General features: G+C 67.4%; 15 protein-coding genes. 2 read left to right on the top strand and 13 right to left on the bottom strand.

What is annotated here, in order from left to right; all coding sequences use genetic code 11:
* Positions 1-54: 54 nt before the first annotated feature.
* From IG65_RS0124650 to IG65_RS0124660, 3 genes are all read right to left on the bottom strand, one after another.
* Complete coding sequence (locus tag IG65_RS0124650) at positions 55-498, bottom strand: OsmC family peroxiredoxin (protein ID WP_030517328.1); 444 nt, start codon at positions 496-498, stop codon at positions 55-57.
* 114 nt (positions 499-612) lie between these two features.
* Positions 613-1461: an ABC transporter permease subunit gene (locus IG65_RS0124655; RefSeq protein WP_030517329.1), complete on the bottom strand. Its 849-nt coding sequence runs from the start codon at positions 1459-1461 to the stop codon at positions 613-615.
* On the bottom strand, positions 1458-2450 hold the full coding sequence (locus IG65_RS0124660) for an ABC transporter ATP-binding protein (RefSeq protein WP_081879733.1): 993 nt from the start codon (positions 2448-2450) through the stop codon (positions 1458-1460). Before IG65_RS0124660 ends, IG65_RS0124655 begins: the two co-directional genes overlap by 4 nt.
* Positions 2451-2576: 126 nt before the next feature.
* On the opposite strand from IG65_RS0124660, the gene IG65_RS0124665 reads away from it, so the two are divergent.
* Both IG65_RS0124665 and IG65_RS0124670 read left to right on the top strand, forming a co-directional pair.
* On the top strand, positions 2577-3788 hold the full coding sequence (locus tag IG65_RS0124665; protein WP_051756808.1) for a histidine kinase: 1212 nt from the start codon (positions 2577-2579) through the stop codon (positions 3786-3788).
* Complete coding sequence (locus IG65_RS0124670; RefSeq protein ID WP_030517332.1) at positions 3785-4450, top strand: response regulator transcription factor; 666 nt, start codon at positions 3785-3787, stop codon at positions 4448-4450. Before IG65_RS0124665 ends, IG65_RS0124670 begins: the two co-directional genes overlap by 4 nt.
* Positions 4451-4474: 24 nt before the next feature.
* Here the strand turns inward: IG65_RS0124670 and IG65_RS0124675 are convergent, their stop codons facing one another.
* From IG65_RS0124675 to IG65_RS0124720, 10 genes are all read right to left on the bottom strand, one after another.
* Positions 4475-5383, bottom strand: a complete 909-nt coding sequence (locus tag IG65_RS0124675; protein WP_030517333.1) for an LLM class flavin-dependent oxidoreductase — start codon at positions 5381-5383, stop codon at positions 4475-4477.
* Positions 5384-5459: 76 nt separating this feature from the next.
* A complete protein-coding gene (locus tag IG65_RS0124680) occupies positions 5460-6245 on the bottom strand; it encodes a phytanoyl-CoA dioxygenase family protein (RefSeq protein WP_036525600.1) in 786 nt (261 codons plus the stop codon).
* A 145-nt stretch (positions 6246-6390) separates the two neighbouring features.
* On the bottom strand, positions 6391-8940 hold the full coding sequence (locus IG65_RS0124685) for an ATP-dependent Clp protease ATP-binding subunit (protein ID WP_030517335.1): 2550 nt from the start codon (positions 8938-8940) through the stop codon (positions 6391-6393).
* A gap of 323 nt (positions 8941-9263) precedes the next feature.
* The gene (locus IG65_RS0124690; RefSeq protein ID WP_051756810.1) at positions 9264-10238 is read right to left on the bottom strand and encodes a triacylglycerol lipase; all 975 of its coding nucleotides are present in this window, start codon (positions 10236-10238) and stop codon (positions 9264-9266) included.
* A gap of 111 nt (positions 10239-10349) precedes the next feature.
* Positions 10350-10973, bottom strand: a complete 624-nt coding sequence (locus IG65_RS0124695) for an FHA domain-containing protein (protein WP_030517337.1) — start codon at positions 10971-10973, stop codon at positions 10350-10352.
* Between the two features lie 238 nt (positions 10974-11211).
* Positions 11212-11577, bottom strand: a complete 366-nt coding sequence (locus IG65_RS0124700; RefSeq protein ID WP_030517338.1) for an Lsr2 family protein — start codon at positions 11575-11577, stop codon at positions 11212-11214.
* 114 nt (positions 11578-11691) lie between these two features.
* Complete coding sequence (gene lysS / locus IG65_RS0124705) at positions 11692-13158, bottom strand: lysine--tRNA ligase (protein ID WP_030517339.1); 1467 nt, start codon at positions 13156-13158, stop codon at positions 11692-11694.
* A gap of 165 nt (positions 13159-13323) precedes the next feature.
* Complete coding sequence (locus IG65_RS0124710; protein WP_030517340.1) at positions 13324-13761, bottom strand: rhodanese-like domain-containing protein; 438 nt, start codon at positions 13759-13761, stop codon at positions 13324-13326.
* Entirely contained in the window at positions 13758-14417 is a 660-nt protein-coding gene (locus tag IG65_RS0124715) for a cysteine dioxygenase family protein (RefSeq protein ID WP_081879734.1), read from the bottom strand. The genes IG65_RS0124710 and IG65_RS0124715 overlap by 4 nt, the downstream gene beginning before the upstream one ends.
* 175 nt (positions 14418-14592) lie before the next feature.
* Positions 14593-15387: a type III pantothenate kinase gene (locus IG65_RS0124720; RefSeq protein WP_030517342.1), complete on the bottom strand. Its 795-nt coding sequence runs from the start codon at positions 15385-15387 to the stop codon at positions 14593-14595.
* Positions 15388-15394 lie beyond the last annotated feature (7 nt).

The following is a 15394-nucleotide window of genomic DNA, read 5'->3' on the forward strand; positions in this document are numbered from 1 at the left end:
CCGCACCCGGTGGTCGGTCCGACCACCGGGTGAGGTGCGCCGGTCCGCCCCGGCTCAGCTCTCGAGGGCGGCGTCGAGTTCGATCGTCTCGACGCCGGCCAGAGCCTTGCTGACCGGGCAACCGGCCTTGGCGGTCTGGGCGGCCTGCTCGAAGCCGCCGGCGTCGATACCCGAGACCCGGCCGCGCACGGTCAGCTTGATCGCCGAGATGCGGAAACCGCCCGCGGGATCCGGGCCGAGCGTCACGTCGGCATTCACGTCCAGGCTTTCGATGGTGCCGCCGGCGGCGCCGATCTGACCGGACAGCGCCATCGCGTAGCAGGACGAATGCGCCGCCGCGATCAGTTCCTCGGGGCTGGTGGTGCCCTCGGCGGTATCGGCGGTGCGCTTCGGGAACGAGACGTCGAATTTGCCGACACCGGAACTGGCCAGGTCGACCTGTCCGGAACCGTCCTGCAAGCCACCGGTCCATGCGGTACGCGCGCTGCGTGTAGGCATCGCTGTCCTTTCGTCGAGTGAGAATGAGCCGTCGCGATCGAACCTACTCGCCGCGCGCGTTCGACTCACCGCTGTCCGGCCCGGCGCGATTCCGGCGCGACGCCGCGGCGCTGTTCACGCCATATCGCGGCGCACCATCAGTGCCACTGTGCCGCAGGCGAATACCGTGATGTACACCGCCAGCACGACGAACGACGCCGGTCGGGACAGGATGTCCAGGACGCCCGGCGTCGCCGTGCCGCCCACGGTGCGCATGGCCCCGGCCGCCGAACCCGCCGCGGTCCCCGGCAGATGGTCGGTGAGCGCCCGGACAGGCGAGAAGATCGACGCGACGCCGCGCAGCAGATTCTCCACGACGAGCACCCACACCAGGCCCAGGCCCACCGCCAGTGCCGGACCACGGGCGATCGCCGCGATCAGCGCGCCGGCCAGCGTCCACATACCGAGGATCACCACGCCGGTCGCGAGACCGAGCAGGGTGTGCGCGGCGGTCGGCAGCGTCGGCGTCCGATGCTCGGCGGCCCCGATCATCGCGGCCACCCCGGTATCCACCACGAACGCCGCACCGACCAGGCCGACCACCACGCTCATCAGGGAAACCACGGTTCCGCCGACCACCGCACGGCGCGAGGGTCCCTGGGTGAAAACGGTTTTCCAACTGCCCCAGCCGTATCCGCTTCCCACCACCAGCGCGCCCAGGACGAGCATGAGCGCACCGCCGAACATCGCCATGCCCTGGGTGAACACCTCCGGCACGGCCGCGGGCAGCATCAACTGCAACAGCACCTCGCGCGGTTGCCCGTTCGACATCCGGGAACTGCTGCCCGAGGTGTAGGCCAGATAGTTGAACAGATACGCGAAGACGAGATTCAGCGCGATCCAGGTGCCGAGCACGATCCAGAACGCGGGCCACTTCCGCAGCCGTGCGAATTCGGCTCTGGTGCAGGCCACTACGTCGTTCATCGGTGCTCCTGTTTCGTCATCTCGAAGAACACTTCCTCCAGCGACTTTTCGTCGGTGCGCAGTTCCAGCAGATCCGCGCCGGATGCGATCACCGCGCGCGCCACCTCGGGCGCCATTGCCCTGCCGGCATCGACTCTGATGCCGACGGCGGTCGGTAACGCACGGTGTTCACCCACCACCCGGCGCACGGCCGGATAAGCCTTCTCCATCGGCTCGGCGCGCACGAGAAGTGTTGCCGCGCCGCGTAATTGGCTCACGGTCGATTCGGTGAGCAATTTCCCGCCGGAGATGACGCCGACCCGATCGCAGATTTCCTGCACCTCGCTGAGCAGATGCGAGGAGAGCACGACGGTGTGCCCGTCGGCGGCCAAACCGGTCACCAGTTCTCGCATTTCGGCCATTCCGGCCGGGTCCAGACCGTTGGTCGGCTCGTCGAGTATGAGCAGATCCGGGTTGCCGAGCAGGGCCGCGGCGACGCCGAGGCGCTGCTTCATGCCGAGCGAGTAGGTGCGGAACCGATCGCCTGCCCGGTCGGCGAGTCCGACTCGCGCCAGGATCTCGTCCACCTCGGCGAATCGGTCGCGAAGCCGGGAACCGGCGGTGCGCTCGGTCCGGTGGTAGCGGGCCAGCACGCGCAGGTTGTCACGGCCGGAAAGGTACGGGTAGAAGCCGGGCCCTTCGATGAGAACGCCGATGCGCCGCAACGACTCCGGTCCGCCCGGATTCAGGCCCAGCACCGTCGCGGTACCGGAGGTCGGCGCGATCAGCCCGACGAGCATTCGCAGCGTCGTCGTCTTACCGGCGCCGTTGGGGCCGAGAAATCCGTAGATCTCGCCGCGCCGAACGGTCATGGAGACGGCGTCGACAGCGATGTGGTCGCCGTACTTCTTGGTGAGAGACTCGGTAACCACGACCTCGGTGGCGCTGGTCCGGGTCCGCGTGACCGTGCCGGGGAGCTCGCCGGCCGGATCGGCATTCGATCTGTTCATATCTCGACCATCCGCTTCGACGTGCGCCGACACATCCGCCGGGGCGCCCGGGTCGGCGTACGTATCTGGACGTAATTCGCGGCGCGCGGGCTCGTGCGGCGGCGCGGCGGGGTTACCGTTCGAACTGTGCAGTCGAGTAAACGGCCCGGCGCCCCGGATGTGCTGCTGTGCGTTGTCGTGGCCGTCGTCCAGCTGGGCGGCGGGCATGCGGCGAATGCGCATCAGTCCGGCGTGCGTCCACTGGATGCGCTGGGATATGCGCTGCTGGTGGCCGGCCCGCTGCTGTTGACGCTGCGCGCGTGGTATCCCCGGGCGGTCTTCGTGGGCGTGCTCGCGGTCACCGTCGCCTATCTGCTGGTCGGCTACGGTTACGGGCCGGTCTTCGTATCGCTGGTCATCGCCTTCCTGACCGCGGCCTCGCGCGGCTCCCGCTGGTACACCTATCCGCTGGTGCCGCTGGGATTCCTGCTGATGGTGTGGCCGGTGCCCGCGCTGCGCGGCCACGGGCCCGGGGGCTGGCCGGTCGTCGGCATTCTGGCCTGGCTGGTGGTGCTGATCGCGATCGCCGAGGGCATCCGGCAGCGGCGTTCGGCGCTGATCGCGCGGCGGCAGCGGGTCGAGGCCGCGCGGCGCAACCGGGAAGCCGAGCGTGCCCGTGAACTGGCCGAGCGCGAACAGCGCGCGGCCCAGGAACGGCTGGCCATCGCGCGCGAACTGCACGATGTGCTCGCCCACAGCCTGTCGCTGATCAATGTGCAGTCGTCGGTGGCGCTGGAACTGCTCGACCGCAAACCCGAACAGGCCGCGACCGCCCTTTCGGCGATCAAAGAGGTCAGCCGCGATGCGCTCGGCGAGGTGCACAGTCTGCTGCGCTCGATCCGCGCCGGCGCGGAAACCGTTGCGGCGCCGACCAGCCCGGCGGTCGGCATCGGCGACCTGGAATCATTGCTGGCTCCGATGCGCGCCGCCGGCACGCCGGTCCACACCCGGATTTCCGGCACACCGCGCCGGGTGCCGGTGGTGGTCGACGTCGCCGCCGCCCGCATCGTGCAGGAATCGCTGACCAATGTGCTGCGGCATGCGCCCGGCGCGGAAGCGACCGTGGCTGTGGATTATTCGCCGAGCGAGCTGTGCATCACTGTGGACAACGAGCGCTCCCCGAATTCTCCACAGTCGTCCACAACCGGTGGCGGGAACGGAATTCCGGGCATGATCGAACGCGCCCGCGCACTGGGTGGCGAGCTCTCGGCAGGACCACGGCCGGACGGCGGGTTCGCTGTGCGGGCCCGGCTGCCGATTCCGGATCGGCCGGACGCCGGCCTACAGGAGGTGTCGTGAACGAGATCCGCGTCCTGGTCGCCGACGACCAGGCTCTGGTTCGCGCGGGATTCGCCGCGCTGCTGGACGCCCAGGACGGCATCGAGGTCGTCGGGGAGGCCGGCGACGGCGACCAGGCGCTGCGGATGACCCGGGAGCTGCATCCCGATGTGGTGCTGATGGATATCCGCATGCCGGTCCTCGACGGCCTGTCGGCCACCCGCGAGATCGCCGCCGACCCCGGCCTGTCCGAGGTGAAGGTCGTGGTACTCACCACCTTCGAACTCGACGAATACGTCTTCGAAGCCGTGCGCGCGGGCGCCACCGGGTTCCTGGTCAAACACACCGAACCCGCGGATCTGGTGAAGGCGGTGCGCGTGGTGGCCGCCGGGGACGCGCTGCTCTCGCCCAGCGTCACCCGCCGCCTGGTCGCCGAATTCGCCACCCACGCCAAACCCGCGCCCGCCGCGGCGCTGTCGGAGCTCACCGACCGCGAGCGCGAGGTGATGGCCCTGGTCGCGGAGGGGCTCACCAATGCCGAAATCGGCCGGCGCCTCTTCATGAGCCCCGCCACCGCTCGCACTCACGTGAGCCGAATCCTGGTGAAACTCAACGCCCGTGATCGAACGCAACTCGTGGTCCTTGCCTACGAGTCGGGGTTGGTCCGCCCCGGCTGGCAGTAATCCGGGGTCGGTCGCGGCTCGGGGTCAGCGACCGAATTCCGCGACGACCGGGATCACCTCGCGCCCGAGCACCTCGAGGGGCGTCAGCTCGTCGACGCCGGCCACCCGTCCGATCACCAGATCGATTCCCATCTCCGCCATTCGCTCCAGCTGCCTCAGCACCTGGCCCACGCCGCCCCCGCTCCGCCCGAGATCGAAGGCGAAGACACAGCTCTTGCGGATCTCGCGCGGATCGCGGCCGATCTCCGCGCACAGCCGGTCCAGCAGTTCGATCTTGCTCGCCAGCTCCGGCCCCGGCCGCAGACTCGCCACATCCGCGTAGCGCGCCACCAGCGGCAATGTGCGCCGCTCACCGTCGCCGCCGATGAGCACGGGTGGATGCGGGCGATGCCCGCCCGCCGGCGGATTCCGCACCACCTGCGGAGCGTTCAGCGGGCGCTCGACGTGAAAGTGTCTGCCGGATACGGCTTCCGGACCGCCTCGCGCACCGGTCCACATGGCCCGGCAGATCCGCAGCGCCTCCTCCAGCATGTCGTAGCGGTCGCGCAGCGGCGGAAACGGCAGGCCGTACCCTTCCACATCACCGGTGGAGGTGCCCGTCCCGATCCCCAGCCAGGCCCGGCCGCCGGACAGCACATCCAGGGTGGTGACCAGCTTTGCGAGCATGGCCGGATGCCGATAGTGCACCCCCGACACCACCGCGGTCAGCTCCACTCGCGAGGTGTGCGCCGCGATGAACGACAGCGTCGAATACGCCTCCAGCACATTCTGTTCCACCCGTCCCAGCCATGGGCTCTGCCAGAGATGATCACCCACCGCGACGACCGCGAACCCGCTGTCCTCGGCCGTGCGGACGACATCGGCCAGGCGCGATCCGATGCGTTCGGAGGGGGTGTCCAGCGCGAAGTTCGTCAGATGCAATCCGATATCCATGACTCTCACCCTCTGCCTCGCGGCAGCGCGAACCATCCGTCCGGAGAACACATCCCGGGTACGTCCCCGCGCGTAGTCAGCGGGTGGCGCCGAGCTCCAGCCCCTGTCGGATCGCCTGCTCCACCGGCGAATACGCACCGTCGGGCCGGTCCAGCACGCACGGTTCGTGCAGCAGCAGCGGCGGCTGGGCCATGAACTTCGGGTTCCGGCCTCGATGCGCCTGGGCGGCATGCACCAGGAACGGATGGCACAGATACACATCTCCGGCCCGTCCGGTCGCCGCCACTTCCGGAAGGTCCGCGGTGGCGGCGAAGTCCTCGACCAGGTCCGACATCGCGACTCCGGCCGCGCCGTACGGTTCCAGCACCTTCGCCATGCGCAGATGCGAGCCCACTCGGATCCGTGTCGGCGCATCGTCGGGGCCGACATCGGAGAACAGGAACAGCATCAGCAGCCCCCGCCCCTGCGACCGCACGTTGATGCGCCACCGCAGATAGTCCTGCGGATCCTCGCCCGGGAAACTCGCATCGATATGCCATCCGTCGTCACCCGGCGGCTGCTCGCTGGGGAAGCGAATCGGGAAGGTGCCCAGTCCCTGAGCGGCGACCCATCGGCCCGCACCGACCAGCCGATCGCATGCCTGGGCCAGCAGTGGGCTGCGCGCGGCCCGGGCGAACGGCGGGTCCCCGAAACCGGGCAGCCGGACCACCGGCCGCGTCCACGTTCCGGGATCCGCCGGATCGCATCCGGTCGCGCGCCAGAGTATTTCCCGCGCCTCGGCCGCGGTGGACTCGGAGAACGCACCCTCCACTCGGACGAAACCGTCGGAGATGAAGTCTTTCACCTCGGCATCGGTCAGCACACAGCCCTCATTCCGCTCGCGAACATCGCCAGCATGGAACAGGTTCCCGCGCGGCCGCCACTCATTTTCAGGGCAGGCGGCCCGGATACGACGATGCCGGTCACCCCGTCGGGATGACCGGCATCGGTCGGTTCGTACGGACTACTTACTCGCCCGAGGCCTCCGGAGCGGTCTCACCGGCGCCGGCCAGCGCCGCGACCGGTTCGGCTTCCGCCTTGGCGGGCTTGGCCTTACCGGCGAAGGTGAACTTGGCATCCTCGCCGGCGCCCTCGCCGTCCCAGTTCTCGACGTCGACCTCGACGATCTGGCCGGGGCCGATCTCGCCGAACAGGATCTTCTCCGAGAGCTGATCCTCGATCTCGCGCTGGATGGTCCGGCGCAGCGGGCGAGCGCCCAGCACCGGATCGAAACCGCGCTTGGCGAGCAGGCTCTTGGCCTTCTCGGTGAGCTCGATCTCCATATCCTTGTTCCGCAGCTGCGTCGCGACGCGGTTGATCATCAGATCCACCATCTGCACGATCTGCTCGTTGGTGAGCTGGTGGAAGACGATGACGTCGTCGATACGGTTGAGGAACTCCGGACGGAAGTGCTTCTTCAGCTCGTCGTTGACCTTGAGCTTCATCCGCTCGTAGTTCGAGCCCTCGGCGTTGGACTGCGAGAAGCCCAGACCCACGGCCTTCGAGATATCCGAGGTGCCGAGGTTCGAGGTGAAGATCAGCACCGTGTTCTTGAAGTCCACGGTCCGGCCCTGGCCGTCGGTGAGGCGGCCGTCCTCCAGCACCTGCAACAGGGTGTTGTAGATCTCCTGGTGGGCCTTCTCGATCTCGTCGAACAGCACGACCGAGAACGGCTTGCGGCGCACCTTCTCGGTGAGCTGGCCGCCCTCCTCGTAGCCGACGTAGCCCGGAGGGGCACCGAACAGCCGCGAGGCGGTGAAGCGGTCGTGGAACTCGCCCATGTCGATCTGGATGAGCGCGTCGTCGTCGCCGAACAGGAAGTTCGCCAGCGCCTTGGACAGTTCGGTCTTACCGACACCGGACGGACCGGCGAAGATGAACGAACCGGACGGACGCTTCGGATCCTTCAGGCCGGCGCGAGTACGGCGGATGGCCTTCGACACGGCCTTGACCGCGTCCTCCTGGCCGATGATCCGCTTGTGCAGCTCGTCCTCCATGCGGAGCAGACGGGTGGTCTCCTCCTCGGTGAGCTTGAACACCGGAATACCGGTCCAGTTGGCCAGCACCTCCGCGATCTGCTCGTCGTCGACCTCGGCCACGACGTCCAGATCACCGGAACGCCACTGCTTCTCCCGCTCGGCGCGCTTGGCGACGAGCTGCTTCTCCTTGTCGCGCAGCCGCGCGGCCTTCTCGAAGTCCTGCGCGTCGATGGCGCTTTCCTTCTCCCGGCGGGCATCGGCGATCTTGTCGTCGAATTCGCGCAGGTCCGGCGGAGCGGTCATCCGGCGGATGCGCATCCGCGCGCCCGCCTCGTCGATCAGGTCGATCGCCTTGTCCGGCAGGAACCGGTCGTTGATGTACCGGTCGGCCAGCGTGGCCGCGGCCACCAGCGCACCGTCGGTGATGGACACCCGGTGGTGCGCCTCGTAGCGGTCGCGCAGGCCCTTCAGGATGTTGATGGTGTGCTCGACCGTCGGCTCGCCCACCTGGACCGGCTGGAACCGGCGCTCCAGGGCGGCGTCCTTCTCGATGTACTTGCGGTACTCGTCGAGTGTGGTGGCACCGATGGTCTGCAGCTCACCGCGGGCCAGCTTCGGCTTCAGGATCGAGGCCGCGTCGATCGCGCCCTCGGCGGCACCCGCACCCACGAGCGTGTGCAGCTCGTCGATGAACAGGATGATGTCGCCGCGGGTGTTGATCTCCTTGAGCACCTTCTTCAGGCGCTCCTCGAAATCACCGCGGTAGCGGCTGCCCGCGACCAGGGAACCCAGGTCGAGGGTGTAGAGCTGCTTGTCCTTCAGCGTCTCCGGCACCTCGCCGTTGACGATGGCCTGAGCGAGACCCTCGACGACGGCGGTTTTACCGACGCCGGGCTCACCGATCAGGACCGGGTTGTTCTTGGTGCGGCGGCTCAGCACCTGCATGACGCGCTCGATCTCCTTCGAGCGGCCGATGACCGGGTCGAGTTTGCCTTCGAGTGCGGCCTGGGTCAGGTTGCGGCCGAACTGGTCGAGGACCAGCGAGGTGGACGGGGTCCCGGACTCGCCACGAGCACCGGACTCCACCGCCTCCTTACCGCCCTGGTAGCCGGACAGCAGCTGGATGACCTGCTGCCGCACCCGGTTGAGGTCGGCGCCCAGCTTCACCAGCACCTGGGCCGCGACGCCTTCGCCCTCACGAATCAGGCCGAGCAGAATGTGCTCGGTGCCGATGTAGTTGTGGCCGAGCTGCAGCGCCTCGCGCAGGCTCAGCTCCAGCACCTTCTTGGCCCGGGGGGTGAAGGGGATGTGACCGGACGGCGCCTGCTGGCCCTGCCCGATGATCTCCTCGACCTGGCTGCGCACACCCTCGAGCGAAATTCCCAGCGACTCCAGGGACTTCGCCGCGACACCCTCACCCTCGTGGATCAGGCCCAGCAGGATGTGCTCGGTGCCGATGTAGTTGTGGTTGAGCATCCGAGCCTCTTCTTGGGCCAGGACAACGACCCGCCGCGCGCGGTCGGTGAACCTCTCGAACATCGCTCCCTCACTTCCTGCTCCGCTATCCACGGCATCCGGCGCTGCTTGCTTCGTGCTTCACACCTGTGGCGCCAGCCTGCCATGAAGCCCTGGGGTTGCATGCCCCGCCTCTACTGTAGTTGGCGGGGGTCACGGCCGTCGTCCGTCCACCCTATTGCGAACGGGCGACAACGCGAGTCATACCGTTCTAACGCGGCTCCAACCCGGAACGTTTCCCCAGCAACTACGCCCACAGCTGAATTTTCGGGCCCCCCTCCCGACGTCGGGGTTCGCGGCCCCGAAGCTCGGCCGCGAATCTCCGCGCGACGTCCTCGCCGACGGAACTATCCGGTGAGCGGTGGGATGAAATGGCAGGGCACGGGGTGCGGATCGTCCGGATCCAGGGCGTTGAGCGCGAACGCGGCCGCCCGGTCGCTGCCCGCGATGCCCGCGTGCTCCGAATAGTCCGACGCGCAGCCGTCCTGGACCACGATGTTCGTCGTCGTCGGTCCGGGCACCAGGGCGACGGTGTACGGGACCACCAGTTCGTCGTATTGGGTCTCGATATTGGTGTAGGTGACGTCCGGGTCGTAGACGCCGTCGGCGTTCAGGGAGCGGATGAAATCCGTACTGCCCGTCATCTGCGCGCACGCGGCACAGGGGCTCACACCCAGGACGCCGTCGAAGGCCGGCTCCGCGCCCAGACGCCGCGCGAAATCGCGAGCCGGATCGATCACCGGGCCGAAGGTGCCCAGCCACGGCGCGGCGATCGCCACGAACTTGTCGACCTTGTCCGAACCGCCCAGCCGCTTGACGAAGTAGTTGCCCACCAGATTGCCCTGCGAATGCGCGATCAGATCGACCTTCGCGGCGCCGGTCGCCGCCAGCACCCGGTCCACGAACTCCGCGAGCTGCGCCGAACTGTCCTCGATCGGCCGCATGCCGCCGATCGCCGAGAGCGGCCAGGGCAGGTCGTAGGCGCCGTAGGTCAGCGAGTAGACGCAATATCCCTCGTTGGCCAGCAGCGGCGCGTACACGCCCCAGTTCGTCTGCGCCCCGCCGCCGGTGCCGTGCACCAGCACCACGGGTTCGGGATGCGCGGCGCTGGGCCGGCACGACCAGTCGTCGGCGCCGGGCAGGGAACCACCCGGATTTCGCAGCTCGTACGGAATGCCGGAGAAGAAGTTGTAGTCCACCGGATATTCGGCGTGGGCCGCCGCTGCGGCGGTCACCCACAGGGTGCTCAATACCGCCAGGACGAGGATGGATCCGGGTAACCGGCGCAGCAGACGCGACGCACGCACGGGACGAGACGACATCGAGAGCTCCAAAAACTAGAACGCGTTTCAACACGCTAGCGGGAGCAGGGGACCGTGCGGATCAATACCGGCGGGTAACCGGAATCGCGCGTCACATCCGGCGGACGGGTTTCAGAGATCGCGGTGCGAGATGATGCCGTTCTGGATGGCCAGCGCCGCCAGCCGCACCCGCTTCTGATTCTGCGGCAGATCCTCGACGCCGAACTTCGAAAACAACGCGCGCAGATGGGTTTTGATCGCATCCACGCTCAGATACAACTCGTCGGCGATCTGCTGATTGGAGGCGGGCGTGGCGAATTCGGTATTGCCGCGGTACGGGCGGCACAGCGCGATCAGAACCGCGCGCTGCGTATCGGTGAGTGAACGGGGACTCGGCACCGAGCCGACGGACGTCCGGGTCGCGTCGTCGACCGTGCCGGTGTAGTCGTGAAACGACAGCGTCGAGGTCCCGACCCGGATGCGGTCGCCGGCCTCCAGCCGGCGGCGGCCGGCCAGCCGCTCGCCGTTGACGAAGGTGCCGTTGCGCGAGAGTCCGTCGTCGACGATCGTCCAGTGCGCGCCGAGGTATTCCACTGCCGCATGCAGTCGCGACACCTCGGCGTCCCAGCCCAGGGACAGATCGGCCTGCGGCGAACGCCCGATCGTGATGCGTTGATGATCCGGGGTCAGCGTCAGTTCGTGCCGGCGGCCGGTGTCGTCGATGAACCGGAGAAACGATTCGTGAATATCCGTCACCGCGTTGCTACCCCCACCCTCGTACCGCCAGTGACGTGGTCTGCATAGGCCCCATGGTGCCGCGCCGACGCGGCGGCGAGCAAGATCACCACGCCGGGGCCGTCTGGGTACGGCCGCACCGAAATACCGCGACCGCACGGAAATACCGCTGAGGCATCGAAATGCCGCTGCCGCCCGGACGTCGCACGATTCCTCCGGGCGGCAGCGGCACAGACGCAGCCGGGTCCTTTCGACCGCACTAGTTGTTGCGGCCGACTTCCTTGTGGTAGCTCTCCACGACATCGGCGGAGATGCGACCGCGCGCGGAAACCTTGTGGCCCTTACGCCGCGCCCACTCCCGAATTGCCGCACTCTGTTCGCGATCCATGGAAACTCGGCCCTTCGGCGCACCGGTGGTCGCACCGACCGGCTTGCTGCGCCGGCGACCGCTCACCCGGCGGGCATTGGCAACCCACACATCCAGCCCGTCCCGCAGCTTCGCCGCATTCGCCGCCGACAGGTCGATCTCGTACGAAACACCGTCGATCGCGAACTCGATGGTCTCGTCCGCAATGGACTCACCATCGACATCGTCGATCAGGCTAACGGTGACCTTCTTTGCCATGAGATGAACGTCCTCTCGAAATCGTGCGACCCGGATACCAGGCCGATGCCCGAGTCGAGAATACCTCTAGATACGAAATTTCCAAGACGGGGAATCGGCATTCAAACCCGGTACTCAGCGACCGGACGGACGCACAATTGGGAACAGTATGGTTTCCCGGATTCCAAGTCCGGTCAGTGCCATCAGCAACCGATCGATTCCCATACCGGTACCCGTTGTCGGCGGCATACCGTGTTCCATGGCGGCGAGGAAGTCCTCGTCCCGCCGCATGGCCTCGTCGTCACCGGCGGCGGCGAGTCTGGCCTGGTCGACAAAACGTTCCCGCTGTACGACCGGATCCACGAGTTCCGAATAGCCCGTGGCCAACTCGAATCCGCGGACATACAGATCCCACTTCTCCGTGACGCCCGGCTTACTGCGATGCTGGCGCGTCAAGGGTGAGGTCTCCACCGGGAAGTCCCGCACGAAAGTGGGCGCATAGAGCTTGTCGCCATAGCTGTGTTCCCACAGTTCCTCGACAAGTTTGCCGTGGCCGTAACCCTTGTCCGGAGGAATTTCCAGACCGACCCGATCGGCTAGCGCGAGCAATTCCGGAACAGTAGTTTCCGGCGTTACCTCGACCCCCAGCGAATCGGATAGCGAGGGATACATCTCGATCGTGTTCCACTCACCACTCAGGTCGTATTCCGTACCGTCGGCGAGTGTGACGACCTGAGTGCCGAAGACCTCTTGTGCGACTTCCTGGATCAATTCCCGCATCATCCGCGCGGAATCGTCGTAGGTGCCGTAGGCCTCGTAAGTTTCCAACATCGCGAACTCGGGCGAATGCGTCGAGTCGGCGCCCTCGTTACGGAAGTTGCGATTGACCTCGAAGACCTTCTCGATCCCGCCAACCACGCAGCGCTTCAGGAACAACTCCGGCGCGATGCGCAGATACAGATCCATATCCAGCGCATTGGAATGGGTGACGAACGGACGCGCTGCCGCACCTCCGTGCAAAGTCTGCAGCATCGGCGTCTCGACCTCGAGGAAACCCCTGCGCTCCAACGCATTTCGCAGTGCGCGCACGGCCGCCACCCGGGTGCGGGCCATCTCCCGCGCCTCCGGGCGCACGATGAGGTCGACATAGCGCTGGCGGACCCGCGACTCCTCGCTCATCTCCTTGTGCGCCACCGGCAGCGGACGCAGCGATTTGGCCGCCATCGACCACGAATCGGCCATCACGCTCAATTCGCCGGTGCGGGAGGAAATCACTTCGCCGTGCACGAAGACGAAATCACCCAGATCGACATCGGCCTTCCACGCCGCCAGCGCATCGGCGCCGACACCGTTCAGGCTGATCATCGCCTGCAGCTTGGTGCCGTCCCCCTCCTGCAGCGTGGCGAAGCAGAGCTTGCCGGTATTGCGCATGAAGATGACCCGGCCGGCCACACCGGCCTGCACGCCGGTGCTGGTGTCGGGCTCGAGGTCGGGATAGGCGGCGCGGATCTCGGCGAGGGTGTGGGTCCGCGGCACCACCACCGGATACGGCTCTACGCCCGCGTCGAGCAGCCGCTCACGCTTCTCCCGGCGGATCCGCATCTGCTCGGGAACGTCGACTTCCGCTGCGGCAGGATGCGATTGCCCCGCAGGAACCCGGCCCGCGGAGCCACCGGACGAAGGGCTTTTCGGGGTGCTCACAGCGAACCACCCTATCGTGCGCCGGAAATCGTTTTGCGCGCGCCCGACCCCCGCTCACCCGGGCTATTACAGCGAGACGAGTGCGCTGATCTCACCGGCCAGATGCGGTGCGCCGGCGGCCACCGACAGCAGCCCCGCGGCCTTTACCGCCTGATAGCCACCGACCAGATCGGTGGCCCGGTGCAGACCCAGTTGCTGCAGTGTGGCGGCCGCCAAACTGGAGGTGTAACCCTCCGAGCAGACGATCACCCATTCGCGATCGTGATCGGTGGCCAGGGCGAGCCGCGCGGGGCTGGTGGGGTCCAGCCGCCACTCCAGCACATTGCGCTCGATCACGAGGGCGCCCGGCAGGGTGCCCTCCTTGACCCGCTGGGCCTGCGGGCGGATGTCGACCAGCAGGGCGCCGCGGGCGATCGCCTCCGGCAATTCGAACGCGTACATGCGCGTCAATCGCGCACGCGCCGCCTCCAGCATGTCGTTGATGGTGAGATGCGGGTACGTCATTTCACATCGCCTTCGGGCTGGTCGGTGAGCACGGTCCGGGTACGTCGCAGCGTCCCGTGGCCGGTCACCTCGTAATACGACATGGCGGACAGAGGTGGTGAATACGCGTGCACCGAGAGCGTCGGATTCGACGGCTCGGGCACACCCGCGAACTGATCCGGGGCACGCACCACGTCGTGCACCCAGCCGAGCGGGAACGAGGCCTGATCACCGGCGGTGAGAGTGCGCTGGCGCAATTCCTTGCCGTTCCAGCGGAATTCCGAGAGCGCACCACTCAGCACGGTGAGCGCGCCGAGCGAGCCGGCGTGGTCGTGCAATTCCGTCGACCGGTCCGGCACCCAGCTGATCAGCCAGACATCGACCTCGTCGTCGGCGAGAAGCCGGACGGCCCAACGGTTTTCGGTGGGCCACACGCCACCGGACGGCAGCAGGTGGTCGAAGCGGCCGGCCATGACGTCTTCGGCGCCCTCGTCGGTCAGCCGCAGCAGATCCGCCGGGCGCAGCCGGGTCGGCAATGCGGACGACACCGAGCGATCGGTGATCTCGGCGGTGAGCCGGTTGGCCGGACGAGCGGGCGGCAACTGCCCCGTCCGCCGCCGCGCGGCGTCACCGCTCGCGGCGGAGGTAACAGCAGAGGTGAGGACAGAGGAACGCATGAGCGAAGCTCCAGGAGTAGTGGATGGCCGAGGGCGGATACGCAGCCTCGACAATCAGCCGAGGCGAATCAGCCTCGACAACACTCCTGGGTGCTCACGCGGAAAGTCACGAGCCGAAGTGTAGCAGGGTGACCAGCGCGTACAAGGCGGTGTGTTTCACCCCACAGCGCGCCGGTCACGGGCGGCGGCGTTGCTGGTTGCGCTCGTAGACCAGACGCAGGCCGTCCAGGGTCAGATGCGGCTCGTGGTGGTCGATGGTCTCGGATTCGGGGACGATCAGCGGAGCGGTCGGGCCCGTCGCCACCACCGACACATCGTCACCGGCGAAGGCGTCGAGTTCGTCGCGAATCCGGTCGATCAAACCGTCCACCAGGCCCGCGAAGCCGAATACCGCGCCGGACTGCATGCACTCCATGCTGTTCTTCCCCACCACCGAACGCGGGCGGGTCAGTTCCGCGCGCCGCAGCGCACTCCGGGCCACCAGCGCCTCGGTGGAGATCTCCACGCCGGGGGCGATCGTCCCGCCGAGGAACTCTCCCTTCGCCGAAACCAGGTCGACACAGATGGCGGTGCCGAAATCGACCACGATCGCCGGTGAATCGAAACGATGATATGCCGCAAGGCAATTCACGATCCGGTCCGCGCCGACCTCTTTCGGATTGTCGACCAGCAGCGGAATTCCGGTGCGCACACCGGGTTCCACCAGCACGTGCGGCACGTGCGACCAGTAGCGGCCCAACATGGTGCGCAACTCCCGCAGCACCGGCGGCACCGTCGACAACGCCGACACCCCGACCACCTGGTCCAGCCGCTCGCCCACCAAACCCCGCACCTGCATGGCGAATTCGTCGGCGGTCAGCAGCGGATTGGTGTGCACGCGCCAGGTGTGCACCAATTCCGCATGCGCACCACTGCCCGAGAACAGGCCGATCTCGATACTGGTGTTGCGGACGTCGATCGTCAGCAGCATCCTCGCC

This window comes from Nocardia sp. NRRL WC-3656, from assembly GCF_000720265.1.
GTDB lineage: Bacteria > Actinomycetota > Actinomycetes > Mycobacteriales > Mycobacteriaceae > Nocardia > Nocardia nova.